Source organism: Thalassolituus sp. UBA3500 (assembly GCF_002377545.1).
Classification (GTDB): domain Bacteria; phylum Pseudomonadota; class Gammaproteobacteria; order Pseudomonadales; family Oceanobacteraceae; genus Thalassolituus.
The window spans coordinates 1-19,306 of record NZ_DFQB01000010.1 but is presented as its reverse complement, the minus strand read 5'-3'; the positions used below and the strand labels follow the sequence as shown (position 1 = coordinate 19,306).

The 19,306-nt window shown below is 51.6% G+C and carries 18 protein-coding genes; 11 read left to right on the top strand and 7 right to left on the bottom strand.

From position 1 onward, the window contains the following. Positions 1 to 1,285: bifunctional UDP-N-acetylglucosamine diphosphorylase/glucosamine-1-phosphate N-acetyltransferase GlmU (glmU, locus tag B2R29_RS02995; protein WP_301179724.1), on the bottom strand; the 1,285-nt coding region annotated here is incomplete at its 3' end. A gap of 456 nt (positions 1,286 to 1,741) precedes the next feature. On the opposite strand from glmU, the gene B2R29_RS02990 reads away from it, so the two are divergent. The 5 genes from B2R29_RS02990 (at position 1,742) to B2R29_RS02970 (ending at position 10,043) form a co-directional block, all read left to right on the top strand. Further along, positions 1,742 to 2,512, top strand: coding sequence for a hypothetical protein (locus B2R29_RS02990; RefSeq protein ID WP_301179723.1), 771 nt, complete (start codon positions 1,742 to 1,744; stop codon positions 2,510 to 2,512). Positions 2,513 to 2,793: 281 nt separating this feature from the next. Further along, positions 2,794 to 4,458, top strand: coding sequence for a GH3 family domain-containing protein (locus B2R29_RS02985; protein ID WP_301179722.1), 1,665 nt, complete (start codon positions 2,794 to 2,796; stop codon positions 4,456 to 4,458). After that, positions 4,455 to 5,555, top strand: coding sequence for a hypothetical protein (locus B2R29_RS02980; protein ID WP_301179721.1), 1,101 nt, complete (start codon positions 4,455 to 4,457; stop codon positions 5,553 to 5,555). The genes B2R29_RS02985 and B2R29_RS02980 overlap by 4 nt, the downstream gene beginning before the upstream one ends. A 66-nt stretch (positions 5,556 to 5,621) precedes the next feature. Further along, a complete protein-coding gene (locus tag B2R29_RS02975) occupies positions 5,622 to 6,761 on the top strand; it encodes an efflux RND transporter periplasmic adaptor subunit (protein WP_301179720.1) in 1,140 nt (379 codons plus the stop codon). 18 nt (positions 6,762 to 6,779) lie between these two features. Beyond that, the gene (locus B2R29_RS02970; protein WP_301179719.1) at positions 6,780 to 10,043 is read left to right on the top strand and encodes an efflux RND transporter permease subunit; all 3,264 of its coding nucleotides are present in this window, start codon (positions 6,780 to 6,782) and stop codon (positions 10,041 to 10,043) included. A 75-nt stretch (positions 10,044 to 10,118) separates the two neighbouring features. Here the strand turns inward: B2R29_RS02970 and B2R29_RS02965 are convergent, their stop codons facing one another. Further along, a complete protein-coding gene (locus tag B2R29_RS02965; RefSeq protein WP_301179718.1) occupies positions 10,119 to 10,793 on the bottom strand; it encodes a hypothetical protein in 675 nt (224 codons plus the stop codon). A gap of 88 nt (positions 10,794 to 10,881) precedes the next feature. Further along, complete coding sequence (locus B2R29_RS02960) at positions 10,882 to 11,655, bottom strand: metal ABC transporter solute-binding protein, Zn/Mn family (RefSeq protein WP_301179717.1); 774 nt, start codon at positions 11,653 to 11,655, stop codon at positions 10,882 to 10,884. A 98-nt stretch (positions 11,656 to 11,753) separates the two neighbouring features. Between B2R29_RS02960 and B2R29_RS02955 the strand changes: the two genes are divergently transcribed. The 3 genes from B2R29_RS02955 to B2R29_RS02945 are packed head-to-tail and all read left to right on the top strand — an operon-like array spanning position 11,754 to position 13,781. Continuing rightward, the gene (locus B2R29_RS02955) at positions 11,754 to 12,224 is read left to right on the top strand and encodes a Fur family transcriptional regulator (RefSeq protein ID WP_301179716.1); all 471 of its coding nucleotides are present in this window, start codon (positions 11,754 to 11,756) and stop codon (positions 12,222 to 12,224) included. Next, the gene (gene znuC / locus B2R29_RS02950) at positions 12,221 to 12,991 is read left to right on the top strand and encodes a zinc ABC transporter ATP-binding protein ZnuC (RefSeq protein ID WP_301179715.1); all 771 of its coding nucleotides are present in this window, start codon (positions 12,221 to 12,223) and stop codon (positions 12,989 to 12,991) included. The genes B2R29_RS02955 and znuC overlap by 4 nt, the downstream gene beginning before the upstream one ends. Then, on the top strand, positions 12,942 to 13,781 hold the full coding sequence (locus B2R29_RS02945) for a metal ABC transporter permease (protein ID WP_349677981.1): 840 nt from the start codon (positions 12,942 to 12,944) through the stop codon (positions 13,779 to 13,781). The genes znuC and B2R29_RS02945 overlap by 50 nt, the downstream gene beginning before the upstream one ends. 12 nt (positions 13,782 to 13,793) lie before the next feature. On the opposite strand, the gene B2R29_RS02940 is transcribed toward B2R29_RS02945, so the two are convergent. Further along, complete coding sequence (locus B2R29_RS02940; RefSeq protein ID WP_301179714.1) at positions 13,794 to 14,423, bottom strand: SCO family protein; 630 nt, start codon at positions 14,421 to 14,423, stop codon at positions 13,794 to 13,796. 14 nt (positions 14,424 to 14,437) lie between these two features. Between B2R29_RS02940 and B2R29_RS02935 the strand changes: the two genes are divergently transcribed. Then, positions 14,438 to 15,802: an MATE family efflux transporter gene (locus tag B2R29_RS02935; protein ID WP_301179713.1), complete on the top strand. Its 1,365-nt coding sequence runs from the start codon at positions 14,438 to 14,440 to the stop codon at positions 15,800 to 15,802. 26 nt (positions 15,803 to 15,828) lie between these two features. Here B2R29_RS02935 and B2R29_RS02930 read toward each other — a convergent pair whose 3' ends face one another. Beyond that, positions 15,829 to 16,719 carry a LysR family transcriptional regulator gene (locus B2R29_RS02930; RefSeq protein WP_301179712.1) on the bottom strand — a complete coding sequence of 297 codons (891 nt, stop codon included), beginning with the start codon at positions 16,717 to 16,719 and terminating at the stop codon, positions 15,829 to 15,831. Between the two features lie 123 nt (positions 16,720 to 16,842). Here B2R29_RS02930 and B2R29_RS02925 point away from each other — a divergent pair, with 123 nt between their 5' ends. Both B2R29_RS02925 and B2R29_RS02920 read left to right on the top strand, forming a co-directional pair. Continuing rightward, the gene (locus B2R29_RS02925) at positions 16,843 to 17,388 is read left to right on the top strand and encodes a cytochrome b (protein ID WP_301179711.1); all 546 of its coding nucleotides are present in this window, start codon (positions 16,843 to 16,845) and stop codon (positions 17,386 to 17,388) included. A 22-nt stretch (positions 17,389 to 17,410) separates the two neighbouring features. Then, positions 17,411 to 17,986, top strand: coding sequence for a YceI family protein (locus B2R29_RS02920; protein ID WP_068436828.1), 576 nt, complete (start codon positions 17,411 to 17,413; stop codon positions 17,984 to 17,986). Between the two features lie 72 nt (positions 17,987 to 18,058). On the opposite strand, the gene B2R29_RS02915 is transcribed toward B2R29_RS02920, so the two are convergent. Together B2R29_RS02915 and B2R29_RS02910 are read right to left on the bottom strand one after the other, a co-directional pair. Next, on the bottom strand, positions 18,059 to 18,436 hold the full coding sequence (locus tag B2R29_RS02915) for a hypothetical protein (RefSeq protein ID WP_301179710.1): 378 nt from the start codon (positions 18,434 to 18,436) through the stop codon (positions 18,059 to 18,061). 14 nt (positions 18,437 to 18,450) lie between these two features. Continuing rightward, positions 18,451 to 19,306 (bottom strand): hypothetical protein (locus B2R29_RS02910; RefSeq protein WP_301179709.1); only part of this gene is annotated, 856 nt, incomplete at its 5' end.

The window sequence follows — 19,306 nt, the reverse complement described above, 5'->3', positions numbered from 1 at the left end:
CGACCTCTTTAGTGATGGTCGAGCCGGCAGCTACGGTCGCGCCACTCCCTACCTTCACTGGAGCCACCAATGACGAGTTTGAACCAATAAAAGCACCATCACCGATCTCGGTGCGGAATTTATTCACGCCATCGTAGTTACAAGTGATTGTACCGGCACCGATGTTGGCGCCCTCACCGATAATCGCATCACCTATATAGGTCAGGTGGTTCACTTTCGAGCCCTTGCCGATCTGTGATTTCTTCACTTCACAGAAGTTACCGACCCGAGCGCCGTCCGCCAATTCAGCACCAGGGCGCAGTCGCGCGTATGGGCCAAGATTACACGCCTGAGCAACAACCGCTTCTTCTATATGACAAAAGCTCTCAACCTGAACGCCCTTGCCCAGCTTACTGTTACGAATCACGTTATAGGCGCCGACCTGAACGTCATCTTCAAGGATGACATCACCCTCGAATACACAACCCACATCGATACTGACATTGCGCCCTACAGTGAGTGTGCCTCGGACATCAATACGCGCAGGGTCCGCCAGAGCGACTCCCTGTACCATCAGGCTGTCAGCCTGCTGACTTTGGAATTCCCGCTCAAGAGCTGCCAGTTGGCGACGATCGTTTACACCTTCGACCTCCGTAGCGGACTGAGGCTGCAGAGCATTCACGACCACCCCATCGGCAACCGCCATAGCAATGACGTCCGTCAGGTAGTACTCGCCCTGAGCATTATTCGACGACAACGCTGGTAGCCAGCGTTTCAGATAACGCGCAGGCATGGCCATGATGCCGGTATTGACCTCGCAGATCTGTCGCTGTTCATCGCTGGCATCTTTATGTTCAACGATCGCCTGCACTTCATTCTTATCATTACGAACAATACGGCCGTAGCCGGTTGGGTCTTCAAGTGTGACGGTCAATAACGCCAGTGCATTCTCTGCAGCCGCTACCATTGACGCTAACGTTTCTGTGCAGATAAGAGGAACATCACCATAAAGCACCAGCACAGAAGCATCGTCAGCGATATCCGGTAGCGCCTGCGCCACGGCATGCCCTGTTCCTTTTTGCTCAGTCTGTACAGCCCAGGTGAGTGAACGATCAGAGAACATATCCCGGACTAACTCAGCGCCGTGGCCAATAACAACATGCTGAGATGCGTCATCGAGGCGTTCAGCAGCATCCAGCACATGACCCAGCAGTGGCTTCCCGGCCAGACGATGTAGCACTTTTGGAAGATCAGACTTCATCCGCGAGCCTTTGCCCGCTGCCAGAGTAACAACTGCCAATATCATAGAGTTAAATCCACAGGTTTCAGAATCAGCGGCGTATTGTAGAGAGGCTCCGTCGCGTTGCAACAAAGCAACATACTTCTGTCATTGTGCCGCCTAAACTCAAGATCCCTTCAGACTTACTGAAACCGGTCAATTCCTGCAAAATAAGGGTTATGTAAAGCCATATCAAGCCAATATGGCGTACTTAAACCTCATGATGTCACAATTATGACCAGTGTCACATTAGGGAGGAATACCGCTTTGATACCTTTATCAAAACGCTGGTCACCGGCCAGCAAATATAATTAACATAAGTTCACAGATCACGAATACGAACAGTTACTCCCGGCCGCTGGCCCCGGAGCAGCTGCTTGAAGGACCCCTGATTGTGGTCAGGTTAAGACAATGGATTGCAGATTCCGCCCATCCTGTTTGGCGAGGCGGTAATAAAACAATAAGAAAAATATCGAGGCTGCAATGACTAAAAAAGCGAAACTCACCTGTCGTTTCTTCCCTATCAATGAAGTAAACATCGCTAAGCTTGTCGAAATGCACAGCATTTTCACCCGTTTCTATGAGAACGCCGATCTCACAACCTTTATTAAGGACATGAGTGAAAAGAAAGGCGTCATGATCCTGAAGAACAAAACCACCGGGAAAATAGTGGGGTTCAGTACCTACAACGAAGTCGAACTGATGCACCAGGGTAAGAAAGCCATTGGCGTATTCACGGGCGACACCATCGTTGAGCCTGAATTCTGGGGCAACAAAACACTGCATACTGCCTTTGCCATGAAAATGCTGAAAGCGAAGATGTTGCGCCCAACGACCCCTATGTTCTGGTTATTGATTTCGAAGGGTTATAAAACGTACCTGCTTATGGCGAATAATTTTCAACGCTTCTACCCAAGACATGATCGCCACGACCATGAAATGGAAGGCCTGATGCAGCAGTACTGCCAGAAACTCTACCCAACCTACTACAAAGAAGAAGAGAAGATCCTCGACTTCGGCGAGGGATATCACGCTCTGAAAGACGACGTTGCAGACATCACTCCACGCATGCGTGCCAGTAATTCAGCGATCCGCTTCTTTGAAGAGCGTAACCCCGAATGGCGCCGTGGCACTGAACTCCCGTGCATCGGTGAGATTGGCCTTTCAACTATCGGGATTTTCTTCAAGAAACTGATGCGCAGCACCTTCGGCCTGCGTCGCCCAGCCCGCAAACCCCGTCGTCTGGCGGCATAACACCGCCTGCAGCTGGCCTGAAGTGTGACATAGTACGTAATATGCGCCAAAGGCACACTCAGACCAGCCGCGGCAATTCAGTTGCCTAAGACTTTATGGTTAAATCGCTGGCCCGTTCTTACCTCCGCACCTTGCGAAGAGAGTACGGATAATAATAAACAATAGTGCCTTCATCGAATTGTCAGATTCAGAGCTTTTTATACCGGCCAACGCTGCCGGGCTCAGGGCCTGATGCAGATGAAAGTCTTCACCACACAAAGAAAGATACAGGAGCCTGTCAGATGTCCGCTCTGAAGAACCTGACCACGTCGCTGCTTCATTTTGCATCATCCACGCTGACCCGTAAGGGCGCGCGAAAATTCATTGACGCCAGTTATGACGTAGAGAGCGTTCAGCGCTCTATTCTCAGCGACACACTGAACATGGTTGTTGGCGCAGAATCTGCTGTTAAGCATGGCCTGCGTAAGGGCATGACGGTCGAAGAATTCCGTAAGCAAGTACCGATTACCGACTACAACTACTGGCACGACATGATTGTTGAACAGCAGAAGAGCGGGAAGCCTATGCTGACAACCTCCAGCTGCGACCGCTACCAGCCGACCTCTGGCTCTACCTCAAAAATCAAATGGATCCCGTACACTCGGCCATTTCTGGACCAGGCAGATGAGGCAATCAGCCCGTGGATGTCTGACCTGTACGCAAACTTTCCGGGCATAAAGAAGGGCCGCCATTATTGGTCCCTGTCTTGGGTACCAAGCGACCTGCGCGATCAGGTCAGTGAAAGCATCAACGATGATATGCAGCTGCTGCCGTGGTGGAAACGTCTGTTTATGGCGGGCACGATGGCGGTACCTGAAGGTGTCTCACTTGCAGAAAGTTCAGATGAATCCTTCTTTGCGACCTCCTGTTATCTGGTCGCCTGTACTGACCTTTCCTTTATGTCCGTCTGGAGCCCGACCTTCGCCATGAGCCTGTTGCAGGTCATGCAGGAACACCGCGAGAAAATCGCCGAAGTACTCGAAACTGGCCAATGGGTAGCTCCGTTCGACAGCCTGAAGAATATCGAACCTCCGAAGAATGAAGCTGCCGCAGCATACATGCGCAAGTGGGATGGTGAGATCAATCCGGCCTTCACCAAAGCTATCTGGCCAAACCTGGCGCTGATCAGTTCTTGGGATACGTCCTCATCTAAAGGTTGGGCTGAGAAACTGCACGCGATATTCCCGCACAGTGGTTTCCAGGGCAAAGGGCTGTTTGCAACAGAGGGTGTGGTTACTTTCCCAATGGGCGACGAGTACCCACTGGCCTTTACCAGCCACTTCTATGAGTTTGAAGATCTGGACACCAACGAGATCCTTTGCAGTTGGGAACTGAAAAAAGACATGCGCGTGCGTCCTATCATTACCACAGGGAACGGACTGCTACGCTACCAGACCAAAGATATGTTGCTGGTCACTGACTTTATTAACCAATGTCCTTGCCTGCGCTTTATCAGCCGTATTGATGGTGTGGACATGGTTGGCGAGAAGCTATCCCCGGATGCCGCCGTCAAACTGATTGACCACTTCAGTGGCAATATGGGTCTTTCACCTGTGACCCTGATCGCGATTCCACAATCTGACCTGCGTGCGAAGCCGGTTTATGGTCTGCTGTGCTCAGGCAGTGCCGACGCGATTGCAGCCCGTGATGATCTTGGCGCACAACTGGAAGAGCAACTGAACCAGCACTTCCATTACAAACTTGCCCGCGAGTTAGGCCAGTTAGGGCATGCCGAAATGCTGATCGTACCGGATGCCATGGAAGTCTATACCGAGCACAAGATCGCCGGTGGTATGGTCGCGGGCAATATTAAGATCGAACCGCTGGCACTCTGGCAAAACGACCAGATGCCGGGCGCAGTCAGTGACATTCTGAGAAACTCAAAACCGGCGGAGGCCGATGCATGAGTCAGCGTTTTATCATTCGCCCCACCATCGAAGAGGATGCACCCGGGCTGAGTGAATTGCTGTCTGATACGCCACAGGAAGGCAGTATTCAGCTGAATTTCGAACGCGAACCCAACTACTTCCATGCCACAGACGTGGGGACAACGACCCGCGACCTCTGGGTGATGGAAGATACCGAACAGCATCGGGTTGCTGGCGCGTTCAGTATGGGATTCCGGGATGTTTTTGAAAACGGCGAGCGTAAATCTATGCGCTACGGCAGTGACCTGCGTATCCACCGTGATTATCAGGGTGGACGCACGCTGCTGCGTTTTTTTAAAACCGTCAAAAGCCTTATTGGCAGTGATAATTACCAGACCGTCATTCTCGAAGAGAACAAAGCATCTCTCGATACCGTTGGCGGTAACCGCATTAAGGTACAGCCAACATACAATGCGTTTCGTCGTCATCGCACCAATATGATCGAACTGCGTCGACGCGAGAAACATGTCATCAATCTTAATATCCGTCGTGCAACGAGCGCTGATATCCCAACGATGCAGGCATTTTTTGATGCCAATGCCCCGAAAAAACAGTTCTACCCATGCTACGACTTCTCCAGAGTAGAAACCGGAGACAGTTACTACCGCGACATTAAACTAAACGACTTCTTGCTGGCGTTTGAAGGCGATGAATTGGTGGGAATGACCGGATTCTGGGATCAGAAGGCCTTTAAACAGACGCGAATCGCGGGATATTCTAAGGCGATTCAGTACGCACGTCCGTTTTACAACGCATACACAAAGATCGCGGGAGGGTTGTCACTCCCACCTGCGGGCTCATTGACCAGCTATATTTATCTGCACTGTAATGTATTTAAAGACAATCGCAGTGATATCTTTGCAGATCTTCTCGCATACGCACGCAAGGAACTGAAAGATAGTGAGTATGATGCCTTAGTCGTTGGCTTCGATACGGAAGACCCTTTGCACAAGGTAACCGATAAATACAAAAAAGAAGAATTATTCAGCCTTCACTTTATATGTGGCTACGGTGACGACCCAACGCCCGACCTGAACCCTGAAGGGCTGATGTATCTCGAAACTGCGCGCCTGTAGCAAATACATCATCAGCTTGAGTAACACTGGCTGCCCGCGCGCTCGTTATTTGCAACAGAGAGCAATATGAAACAGTTGAAATTTTTTATCATCGGTCTGGTTATTCTCGCTGCTGCCGGATACGCCGGATACACCATGTACATCAATGCACCGAAACCCCAGACACAGGAAGTTAAGGTCGCTATTCCTCAGGTACCTTACAAAGAAGTACGCATCTCCACGCAATCAATTCCTATCTTCAGTCGTGGCCGCGTCTCAGCATCGCGCGTCCATAAGATCGCCAGTCAGGTTTCAGGACTGGTGACAAATATCGCGCCTGAGCTTAAGAAGGGTGAGATCGTCAACGCAGACCAGCTACTGGTTCAGATTGATGAGCAACCGCTTATTCTTGATATTGCACAGAAAAAAGCACAACTGACACAAACCAAATTACGCCAGGAAGAAACCGAAGCCAACGCTCGTGTTGCTCGTCGTCAGGCAGGGCGAAACGCTTCTGATTATGCGCGATTTGTTCCTCAGCTGGCCTATGCCAATTCACAAGTTGAAGCCGCAGAAGCGGCTTTGCAATACGCCTATGACCAACTGGAAAATACAAAAATCAGCTCACCTATCGAAGGTAAAGTCGTTGATGTCTTCATTAACGAGGGGGATCTGGTTCAGACTGGCTCACCGGTCGCTGTACTGTACGGCATGAACCAGGCTGAAATTCGTTTACCTCTCAACGACGCTGAACTCATGATTATCGGCGTGGAAGAAAACACCAGTACCGAGACCGGCCCTAGCTTCATGCCTCAGGTCACCCTGCGTGACTACGAGAGCGGTGATGAGTGGAACGGCTACATTGTGCGCACGGATGGTGAGCGCAGTGCTAACCAGCTGCTCTACATTATCGCTCAGGTCAACGGCGATGAGATGTACAGCAATACCGGTCGCTATCTGGTTCCGGGGTCATTTCTTGAAGCCGAAATCCGCGGGCAGGAAATTGAAAATATGCGCATATTGCCTCGCGACGTCATTCTCTCTGGCGATGCTATCTGGATGATCAATGCGGATAACACTATCCAGCGTCAGCCTGTGACGATCCGCTATCGCGGTAAAGAATTCGCGTACATTGATACTGCGCTGCCACCCGGAACCCGGGTCGTTGCTGGTAACTTCAATCGTCTTGTCGAAGGCATGACCGTCGAACCGATTCGCAAGAAGTAACCTGCCGGAGGCTGACTTATGAAACAGATCATCCGCTGGTTCGCGGAGAATACCGTTGCTGCCAATCTGTTGATGTTCTGCCTGATTGCCCTTGGCTTGATGGCAGTGCCGGAAACGCGCAAAGAACTTATTCCAAACGTGACTCTGGACCGTCTGAGCATCCAGACGAAATTGCCGGGTGGCAATGTAGAGACCATTGAGAACAGTGTCTGTAAGGCCATCGAAAACCGCATCTACGACATTCAGGGTACCCAGAACCTGACGTCTTTTGCCTACGACGGCCTGTGCAGCATGACGGTCGATATCGCAGACGGCTACGAAACCGATAAAATTTCTGACGAAATCTCCCGCCGTATTAATGAAGAAGGTCTTCTCCCTGACGACGCAGAAACACCGACGTTACAGGAACTCTCCGTTAAAAACCGTGTTGCTAAGTTAATTATCTACGGCAATACCAGTTACGCCGCTCTGGCCGAAACATCCCGTGAAATTCGCAATGACCTGATGGATATGCCAGACATCAGCGTGATTGAACTGCAGGACATGTCAAAGTCAGAAATCCGCATCGAAGTACCAGCTCACAACCTCGAAAAGTACGACCTCACGTTCGATGACATCTCAGGGATGATCCGACAGCAGACTGGCTTCCTACCTGGTGGTGTACTGGAAACTCAGGACGGCGACATTCTGATCACCAGTGACGCTTACAAAGACTCTGCAGAAGCCTATCGCAATATCGTTATCTACTCAGACTCAACCGGTGCTGAGATTCTGCTGCGTGATCTCGCGATCATTACAGATACCCGTTACGTCAGCGAGACTAATGCCAGCTTCGATGGCGCACCGTCTGCTTCCATCGATATTTACCGCGTTGGCGACCAGAGCATTATGGACATCGCCGATGACCTGCATACATATGTTGATAGCCTGCGTTTGCCCGAGACCATCAAGACACACGTCTGGCAGGACGAATCGAAGCACCTGCGTGAACGCATCAGCATGCTGCTTGAAAACGCCCTTGCCGGTCTGGTGCTGCTCTTTATTACCCTGCTTCTGTTTCTGAACGGCCGCCTGTCGTTCTGGGTCAGTATGGGGATTCCTGTGTCTTTCTTCGGTGCACTGTTTGCAATGCCGATGTACGACGTCTCCATTAATGCGGTGTCATTGTTTGGCTTTATTCTTGTACTCGGGATCGTGGTCGATGATGCGGTTGTGGTTGCTGAAGCGATTCACAATCGAAACGAAAAAGGCATTTACGGCACCGAGGCTGCACTTCAGGGCGCTTTTGAAGTGTACAAGCCGATTCTGTTTGCTGTGGTGACAACCATTATCGCGTTTATTCCGTTGATCGGCTTACCCGGCCCCGAAGGAAAAATGATGCAGGCGATTCCTATCGTCGTGATTGCCACGCTTATTTTTTCAGTCATTGAATCCTTCCTGATTCTGCCGGCTCACCTGTCTCATGCACAAAAGGTCAATGTTAAAAAAGAGCCGTCCGCACTGGAGAAGGTTCAGGCGAAATTTGATGGTGCTCTTCAAAGCTTTATGCGCTCCATTTACCTGCCGTCACTGCGCGGAGCACTCCAAGCGAAGGGGATTATTATCCTGGTATTCACCATCAGCTTTACGTTGATGCTGGTGATGATGCTTACCGGATGGATCAAATCGTCGCTGTTTACTCCGGTCGAGGCTGACTCTGTTGTGGCTCGCCTGGTGCTGCCAGAAGGTTCTCCACGAGAAAAGACAGAGATGGCCGTTGAGCGTCTGACCAACGCCGCTGAGCTTTTGAAACACCGCTACGAAATGGAAGGCGTCGCAACCATTGATCATATCTATGCGGTGATCGGGCCTAACGAATCTAAAAGTAATATGAAGAGCAGCCAGGACCGTGATCACCTGGCGAATATTACGTTGGAGCTGGTCTCTGACAGAACCAGTCGTATCAGCGGCCGTGAGATCATTTCCAGCTGGCGCAACATCGCGGGAGACATCCCGGGCGTCAGCCAGTTAAGTTTCAGCGCCAGCCTCAACCCGGCAAGACCGGATATCCAGATTGAGCTGTCAGCCAACGATCAGGAAGATCTGAAAGAAGCAGCCGACCAGTTAATGGTTCAATTAAAAGGCTTTGCCGGTGCATATGATGTGCGCCACACTCAGGAAAATACCAAGCAGCAGGCCGACATTATTCTTCGTGATAATGCCAGCTCACTGGGCCTGACACAGCAGACGGTCGTTGCTCAAATCAATCAGGCTTTCCAGGGTAAGGTTGTTCAGAATGTTCAGACCCGCGACGATGAAATCGAAGTCTGGCTGGGCCTGCCGGACGACGAGCGTGATTCTTCCTGGCACCTCGAAAACATGCATGTGAAATACGCGCCGGGGCAATACGTTCCGCTATCAGCAATCGCGGATATTGTGTACCAGGACGCACCGACACACATCAAGCGCAACAACCGTAAGCGCGTGGTCACGGTAACTTCCTTTATCGATACCAGCCGTAACTCGGTACAGAATGTTCAGCGTGTGGTTGAGAATGAAATATTGCCCTCGCTGGTGCGTCAGTACCCCGGGATGGACTGGGCTCGCGGCGGTCAGCAACGCGACTTGAGTAAGTTTATGACCACCCTGTTCCAGTATTACATGGTCGCTGTTCTGGCTATGTATCTGTTACTGGCCGTGTTGTTCAAGTCGTACATGCAGCCGTTTATTATTATTTATGCCATCCCGTTTGGAATTATGGGCTCCGTTATTGGCCACCAGCTGTTTGGTATGGTGATTACGTCTTGGTCTTACATCGGCATGGTGGCCGTCAGTGGCGTTGTGGTGAACGATAACCTGGTATTGATGGATTACATTAATAACCGCAGGGAAAAAGGCGCCAGCACTTATGATGCCGTGATTGAGGCCGGCATCGCCCGTTTCCGGCCGATTCTTCTGACCTCATTGACCACGTTTGTGGGTCTGATACCGCTGATATCCGAAACCAGCCTGCAGGCCCAGTTCCTGATTCCTATGGCCATTTCACTGGCGTTCGGTGTGCTCTTTGCCACCCTGGTCAGCTTGTTACTTGTACCTTGTACCTATGTACTTCTGGACGACATTCAGGTGGCATTCCGTCGTGCCTTCAGTAGTGGTGGCGAAGAGAACGTTACCGTTGAGGATGCCTACGATGAGGGCTTTAAACAGGGCAACTCGAACGCTCGCAAGGTCAACCCTTACCGCTCAGACCTGCTTGCTGCCAGCTGGGATGCGGGCTATCAGGACGGGAGCGAAGCTCGCTGACAACCCAGGTTAGCACCACCCATAAAAAATGCCGCGTGGGGCGACCCGCGCGGCATTTTTTATAAACAGAAGAAATCAGTCAGCGTCAGAAAGGCGTATAGAGTGGTAATCGTGGCTTAGCTTCTGCAACCACACAACTTCGAACGTTATACGCGCCGTGACAATATAAAAAACCAGATAAAATGCGTACGCAGAAAAAGCCCACATCATCACAGTTTTAAAATCCGCAATCGTGATTGCTGAACTCATCATATAGACAGCGGTTAGTTTGCAGACGTTGGCTGATACAAGCGAAAGAGACCAGACCGGCAAAAGCCAGGCAGCCGGTTTATGATCATGATCAGGCGGAATACTGTCGTAGCGCATCGCATCAATCAAACGGGTAATTTTGTGCAGGCGCTTCAACAGGCTGAAAAACAATTTAAAAGATTGCTTTGTACTGCGGGTATGTTCCTCAAAGAGCGACATCATATTGCGCGATGAGAAATAGACCCAATAAGTGTAAAAAAGCACCAGCACCAGCGTCGTTATAACCTGAGCCTCACGAATCAGAGTGTCTATCTGCAACTGCTCACGCATACCCACAGTCAACGACTCCAACGCTGTGCCGCCTCCCAAAGCAGACAGCCCCTGCCAGCTCCAGAAGCCATGGACCAGACCTGCAACACATAGCGCCCCCGGAAAAATAGAGACGATATTGGTCAGCCAGGTAAAGCGGGTTAAATCATAAAAGGGATAACTCTGAGACACGTGATCTTCCTGATTACTTTATTATTCTGAAGTTTTTACAATGAAATATACCGATCTGGCCATACCTGAAAAGGCCAGATCGGACTATTTATTCACTGAGGCAATGAGCCGCACGGTCGGCCATGTCCCTGAGAAAATAGGGATAACCATCACGTGTAAGAGAGATATTTCCGCCAAGAGGATCAAGTTCGCCCTGTTTAACCGGGAGGTCTCCCACGACCTTCACCACCAGTGCAGGAGAATATTCTGGCTCACGGAATATACAGGCGACCTGGCCCGACCTGAGCTGCTCACGCATTAACTGTATCGTGCGCATCCCCGGCTTCTGTTCAGGCGTAATGGTAAATGCGCCGACCTGATTGAGGCCAAATTCGGTCACCCAGTGGTCGTAAGCGCGATGGAACACAAAGAATCCACGCTCCTTCACCGGAGCCAATACTCGCTCACTGTATGCCACGGCGCTCTCAACCTGAGCCGCAAAGTCTGTCGAGTCTGCACCAAGTACATCCGCCAGCGCTTTCTGTGCTGCAACAACTGCAGGCGGTGAGAGCCAGTAATGCGGATCTTTGATGCTCGCTTCTGAGGCAAAAGCTGAGATATCGATCCAGTGCTTGTCTGGCCAGCGACGGGCGAAGCCTGACAGATAGGGCTCAATACGAGCGCCTGACCAGAAGATGACCTCCGCCTCCTGCAAGCGGTCGATATCTGACGGACGCAAAGAAAAATCATGCGGGGTCACACCCGGCTGTAGCAGAACATCGAGTTGCTCAGCTTCAACGACCGACGAGGCAATCAGGCCAAGTGGATGAATACTGGCGAGCACCTTCGGGGAATGATCGGCCTGGGCAAACAGTGATAACATGGTGGAACTCACCATTACAGCAAATCGTCTGAACATAACTCTGGCTAAATTTATCGTCTTTCGTAAAATTGCAACATTATAACCTAAGGACTGGTCTGATGCCCGCTTCACAACAGCACGATCATAATCACTGCATAACCACCGCCATGGATACCGCACGCTCACTGTGCGAAGAGCGTGGTTTACGTATGACGCCTGTACGACGCAGAGTGCTGGAGCTGGTGTGGCAGAACCACAAGCCTACCGGAGCCTACGACCTTCTTGCTCAGCTAACCGAAGAGGGCTTCAACTCGGCACCTCCGACGGTATACCGTGCCCTGGACTTCCTGCTCGAGCTGGGCGTCGTCCACCGTATCAGCAGCCTCAATGCATTCGTTGGTTGTGATCACCCCGGCCATGAGCACGACACCGGGTTCTTTATCTGCAAAGAATGTGGCAATGCGACTGAACTCCCAGCGAGCGAGATTAAAAAACTGCATGAGACCCTGCTGAAAAAGTTCGGCTTCAGCATCGAAAGCAGTAACCACGAACTCACAGGCCTGTGTCAGAACTGCAAGGCAACTTCATGAATGAACAGCCTATCCTCAGGGCCAATAACCTGAGCCTGACGTTTGGCCAGAAAAAAGTACTGGATCAGATCAATCTGAATATTCAGCCCCGCCAGATCATTACACTGATTGGCCCTAACGGGTGCGGCAAATCGACGCTGACCAAGGTTCTGCTCGGCCTGGTACGCCCCGACGCTGGTAAAGTTATTCGTTCGCGACAGCTCCGCATTGGTTATATGCCGCAACACCTGCCGCTGGATCAACGTATGCCGCTCAATGTCGACGAATTTCTGCGACTTACCCGTCGTAGCACCCGCGCCGCCGTTGATCACTGGCTGGAGCGATTGAACATTACCAGCTTAAAGCACCAGAGTGTTCACGACTTATCGGGGGGCGAATGGCAACGTGTGCTGCTCGCTCGTGCCTTATTAGTAGAGCCTGAACTCCTTGTTCTTGATGAGCCTGTGCAAGGAGTTGATGTACAAGGCCAGCTGGAGCTATACCAGTTGATTCCTCAGCTCCGCGATGAGCTGGGCTGTGCCGTATTGATGATTTCACACGATCTGCACCTCGTTATGTCGGCCACTGATGAAGTCATCTGCCTGAATGGCCACGTCTGCTGCTCTGGCCATCCAGAGACGGTATCTGCCGACCCTGCCTATCTTGAGTTGTTCGGTCGTCGACTGGATGACGGCATTGCTTACTACACGCACCACCATGATCACGAGCACTGTGATCATGACCACAGCAACCAATCCAGCACGACAGGACACCACCACCATGATTGACGGTTTGCAGACCTGGTGGCTGATGCCTCTTGTCGCCGGATTACTTTTAGCCGTCAGCGCCGGCCCTCTGGGTAGCTTTGTGGTGTGGCGACGTATGGCGTTCTTTGGCGATACCCTTGCCCATGGTGCCTTACTCGGGATTACCTTCGGTGTTCTGACCGATCTCGATCCAACGTTAGCACTGGTGGTTGGGTCAGCATCACTGGCGCTTATCCTGCTACCGTTGCAACTCGCCAGTCGCCTGTCGGCGGATACTCTGCTGGGGATTGTTTCTCATGGCACGCTGGCAATCGGTCTGGTTGCCTTAAGCCTTGCCGACGGCATCCGGGTCGATCTGATGGGCTACCTGTTTGGTGACCTGCTGGCCATCAATGAAGGGCATGTTTACTGGTTGTTGGGCAGCACCGCCATTACGCTGACCTTAGTGCTGTGCTTCTGGAACTCATTGCTTGCGGTGACGGTCAGCCCGGAGCTGGCCAGAATCGAAGGCCGTCCGGTCATGCTACTTGATCTGATGTTGATATTGCTGCTCGCCATGACGGTGGCACTGGCGATGAAGGTTGTAGGCATTCTGCTGATCAGCGCCTTGTTGATTATGCCTCCGGCAGCCGCCCATGCGCTGAGTAAAGGGCCACGCCAGATGGCCGCTATTGCTTCAGTCGTAGGGATAATGTCTGTTCTTTTCGGAATGTGGGCGTCGTTCCGCTGGGATACACCAGCAGGGCCAAGCATCGTAGTGACTGCCATGCTCCTGTTTATCGCCAGCCTCACCTTTCGCCGCAAGCGCTAAACGAAAAACGCATCAAGGCAGAGCCAACACCGACCGGATCACAGGTAGCATGCGCTCAGGATCATGCGGGGGCTCAATATAGCCCCTGTAATTCAGATCAGAATCTAATAAAACGATATTGGCGCTGTGATCCATCAGGTAGCCGCCATCCTCCCGATCAACCCGGGCAAAAAACGCATTCAGCTGCGACGCCAGCTTTTTCATATTGTCTGGGTTGCCCGTCAGTGCCGTAAACTCCGGATTAAAGTAATCCATGTACTGGCCAAGTTGCTCTGGCTTATCGCGTTCAGGGTCTACGCTAACCAGCACCACGTTAAGCTGCTCACGCTCATCCTCAGTCAGGCGCTTCATCAGACGATTCATGTGCATCAGGGTCATTGGGCAAATATCAGGGCAATAGGTGTAACCAAAAAAGAGCAGTGACCAACGCCCCTTCAAATCCGCCAACGACACTGCATCTCCGTATTCATTGATGAATGACAGATCGCCAACCTGACCACCGGCAAACATCTCAACGCCCGCCGTTTGTGTAAGACGTTCCTGTGGAGAGGGCGGCGCACTCCACCAGCCAGCAACAAACGCCACCAGCAACACCGCAAACAGTGCTAAACACAGTACAATAGCGCTTCTTTCACCACGCATACGGCTTCCCTCAAATGACTTCAGGCGCCAGTGTAACAGGCCAGCCCTCTTCTCTGCCTGCGGCAAATCAACGCACAGTCTGGGCGCTCGCCTGGCCGATTATGCTGAGCAATATTACCGTTCCAATGCTGGGGCTGGTCGACACCGCTATTCTCGGTCACCTCAATGATGTGCAGCCGTTAGCCGCGGTCGCCATTGGCGCTCAGATATTTACCCTGCTGCTCTGGAGTTTTGGTTTTCTGCGCATGGGAACGACCTCTGTCACCGCCTATGCCGTTGGCCAGAAAGGCATAAACCATTCCCTGCCTCTGCTACAGCAAGCGATCTGGCTGGCCATCCCTGTGAGTATGTTCTGTGTGATCGCCGCACAGCTGCTCACGCCTTTGCTCCTGCCTTTATTCGGCGATGACCCGGCCCTTCACGCACTCACGGCCGAATACCTGTCGACTCGCTTCTGGGGCATTCCTGTGACCTTGTTGCAGTACTGCCTGATTGGCTGGTTTATTGGCCGCGGTGAAACCCGTATCCCCATGTTGATGCTGATCACTGCCAACCTCATCAACGCGGGGCTGGATTACTATTTTGTATGGCATCTACATATGGGCGCGGCTGGCGTTGCGCTTGGTACGGTTCTGGCGGATATCGGAGCATTAGTAATTGCACTGGTGGCAGCTATCCAGCGCGGACTGGACCTGCGCCTGCCACGCCCGGATACCATGATTCTAAAACGTATGGTTGTGATCAATCGTGATCTGTTCATCCGCACACTGACGCTGCTGATTGTATTTGCTTCGTTTGCTGCTCTTGGCGCAGCTCAAAGCACAGAAGTGCTGGCGGCAAATGCCGTGCTCATCAGCCTGCTACTTCTGATATCGAACGCCCTTGATGGTTTTGCCCACGCCGCTGAAAGTCTGGTCGGACGCTTTCTCGGTGCTGCTCAGCTGGTGCAAATGCGAAAAGCCATTCAACTCACAGGAGTAAACAGCTTAATCGCGGCATTGATATTGGTAGGGGCATTTGTGATTGCGGGCGATGATCTATTCTGGCTTCTGACCGACAACGAAGACGTACTGCCGCGTCTGCAAGAAATGCATCTGTGGCTATGGCTGCTGCCTTTATCAGGCGTTGCCAGTTACTGGCTTGATGGCATCATGGTCGGTGCTCAGGCGACGGCGTCTATGCGCAACTCGATGCTGGCGGCCGCAGCCCTGGTGTTCTTCCCTATCGCCTTGCTTCCGATCCTCTTGCCTTCCTGGACGGGCAGCAGCGAAGTAAGTGCTAACACGCTATTATGGGTCGCATTTCACTTGTTCCTTCTGGCCCGGGCTGCCTTTCTGATGCCCGCAATCACAAGGATTATCCAGACAACCTACAGGTAACGAGCCACTGTTCTGACAAGCTCGCGTCAGGGCTGAATTCGCCGGCGCAGGAAGTCCTGCAACGCTCTCACGCGCGCACTCTGACGCATATCTTTGTGATAGACCAACCACATCTGCGAGGGCTCACTGTCGAGCGGCAAGGTAATCTCCTGCAGCGGCTGATCACGACCATCCGGGAGCCGCATATTCACTAAACTCATAGGACCAATTCCCATCCCCGCCCGCACGGCCGCCTCGATATCGTTAAAGCTGTTGCTCTGGAAAGCTATCTGCCCCGGCTCTACCTGTTCAATAATCTGCCTGATCGCTGGAATACGGGTTTTATCCCCGGTCGGGAGAACCCATTGATGGTTATTTATTTCTGTCATATCAGCAGGCCGGCCGAACTGGTCGAGATAATCCTGAGACGCATAAAACGATAAGCCGACAGGCATAAGCTTTCTTGCAACCAGATCTGGCTCTGACGGCTCAGCCCCGATACGCACGGAGGCATGAACCTCACCATCAGCCAACGACAAAATGTCGTCGGTCGCGACGATCTGAACCCGGATTTGAGGATACTCCCTGCGGAAGTCGTGCAACAATGGGGCGAAAAATGGCGAAAAGTCGGTCACCGTAGAAATTCTCAGAGTACCGCTGGGCGCACTTTCAACCGTCGATAGCGTACTGCAAAGGCGCTGTACCTCAGCGGCGATCGGTCGCATCCGCTCAGTCAGTAAGCGGCCACTGTCCGTCAGCTGATAGCCACGCTGATGCCGGATAAACAGACGCGCCCCCAAAGCCTCTTCAATTCTACCCACTGCACGCTGAACTGTGCTGTGGTTCACTCCCAGAGCTTCGCCGGCGCGACTGAGACTCCCGTAAGTCGCGACCAGATAGGCAATACGAAGGTCGTCCCACCGAATACTTTTGTCCATGACATTAACCTGAAACAGCCAAGCAGAATAGTTCTGTGCATATACGCACAACTATTGTCCGCTTTTATGCCTTTTTTGCAAACCTGACACCAGCTAGAGTGATAAAAGATAATGGAGAATGAAATGAGTCTTAAAAACACGGAGCACTCGTACGGCTGGATTAGCATTGCACTGCACTGGCTGATCGCGATCGTTGTATTCGGCATGTTTGGCCTTGGCCTCTATATGGTCGAGCTGACGTACTACGACGCCTGGTATAAAGGCTCGCTCGACCTGCACAAGGGGGCAGGAATTTTACTCGCCATCGCAGTAGCAGGACGCTTCATCTGGCGCCAAATGAACGCTTCTCCCATAGGGCTGTCGAACAAGCCAATAGAAAATCTGGCTGGGCACCTCGCGCACCTCGGCTTGTATGCCCTCCTCGCTGCTCTGTTCATCACCGGATATCTCATCTCTACTGCAGATGGTCGCAGCATTGATGTCTTTGGCCTGTTTCAGGTGCCTGCCAGTCTGACGGCAGATAATCAGGAAGACATTGCTGGAGAAATTCATGAGTGGCTGGCATGGGGATTGATCGGACTCGTCACCCTACATGCGCTGGCTGCACTCAAACACCACTTTATTAACCGCGACGGCACCCTGAAACGCATGATCCGTCCACAGAAGTAAATACTCACAAAGGAGAGTAACTATGAAAAAGCTGTTAATCGCGACTGCAATCTCTGGCGCTGCACTGATGACCTCTGTCGCTCAGGCGGCGACCTACGATATCGATAACGAAGGTGCGCACGCGTCAATCAACTTCAAAATCCAGCACCTTGGCTACAGCTGGCTGACAGGTCGCTTTAACGACTTCGACGGTTCATTCGAATACGATAAAGCCGCGCCAGAAGACTCGTCGATCGAAGTCACTATCGACACCACCAGCATTGACTCAAACCATGCTGAGCGTGATAAGCACCTGAAGGGTGGTGACTTCCTGGACGTGAAGAAATACCCAACCGCTACATTCAAAAGCACCGACTTTAAATCAACCGGCGAAGGCACTGGCGAAATTACCGGCGACTTTACTCTGCACGGTGTTACCAAAAGCATTACCTTCCCGGTAGAGCGCATCGGTGAAGGCGATGATCCATGGGGCGGCTACCGCGCTGGCTTTATGGGCACAACCAAACTGAAGCTGAGTGATTACGGTATTGATTACAATCTCGGCCCTGCGTCGACTCACGTTGAGATCGAACTGCATGTCGAAGGTAAGCGTCAGTAATACACCGACGTTAAATAAAAAAACCGGCACTGTGTGCCGGTTTTTTTATGGTCGTTTAATTAAGAGTGATGACTACTTAATCACCTTAAACCGACGCCGTCTCAACTCTGCTTCTTCTGCTCGCTGCTTTACTTGCCGTTCCAACTTCAATCGTTGCTTGTCTGCTTCAGTGGGCCAGCTATCTCCCTCCGCCAGCGTATACTCAACGGCCTTCCACAGATGACCATAATCCAGTAGCAAAGGATTCTGAATAATCGGATATCGATGTTCACTGTCACACACCTTAAGCCAGCCATGAATATTATGCTTCACTTCCAGAATAGCTTTGCCCTGATGTGAACGTTGAGCCAGAAGGATAAAGGCAGATTGCAGGCGCGAACGGAAGCTCTCCCGACTCGCCATAAAGCTTTGTTCGGTACTGTTACTCGTTAACTTCAGGCTAATCAGCATTCGCTTGAAAGAACCTAGGCGTAACGTTTGGGGTCGTACTCAAGAATAGTAAGCCCGTCTTTATCGACATCCGCAGGCCACTTTAACGGAGCGCAGGTCTCAGATACTTTCGCATCAGGGTTATTCTTCTTGATTTCATCCCAATCCGCCTGGGCTTCTGGAGAAAGAGTTACTTGAATACTGCCGACGATGTTATCTACCAGCTCTTTGAAAGGTGCTGGGTCGACCTGTTTATCGACTTCTTCGCGGGTTCCTGAAGCATTTTGTACAGTATTGAAGGAGAAATGAGCGATATGGAGTTTGGAAATAGGAATAAATACATGTCTTTCAGGATCAGCACTTCCAGCCGTGCTTTCGCTATCGAACTGCACTGCAGGAATGTCTAACTGAGTTACCACCGACCAGTTTAACGGGGCAATATAGTTCATCTCGCCAGAGTCTCTATCTATGACTTCATGCCCGTAATTTGCAGTTAGATATGACAGTGAAGCAGCCTCCAGTGCTTTAGGGTGCATAAAGTTTAAGCGTGGGTTAGCCTCGGCGAGCTCGACAACCTCAAGATAGCAAGAAGTCCGCCCCATATATCCAGTAAACCAAGGTCCGCAAAAAGACCACTGCCGGAAAAAAATTTCGGTGTGGCACCAGCTTTGACTCGGTTGAACATTCCAGTTAATCGGCCTGGCAGCGTTCAACGAATACGACTTCCTCATTCGTATCTGCGGTGTTTCACCATAGGGGGAAGGATCATGTCGTGGTACTTTGAATACTACCTCTGTGCCAGCCAATATAACCGATCGAGTAGTCGCATGCTTAAAGCTCGGACCAACCGGGGTACAACTTCCGGGGCGGTCACGCAATTTAAATTTGGAA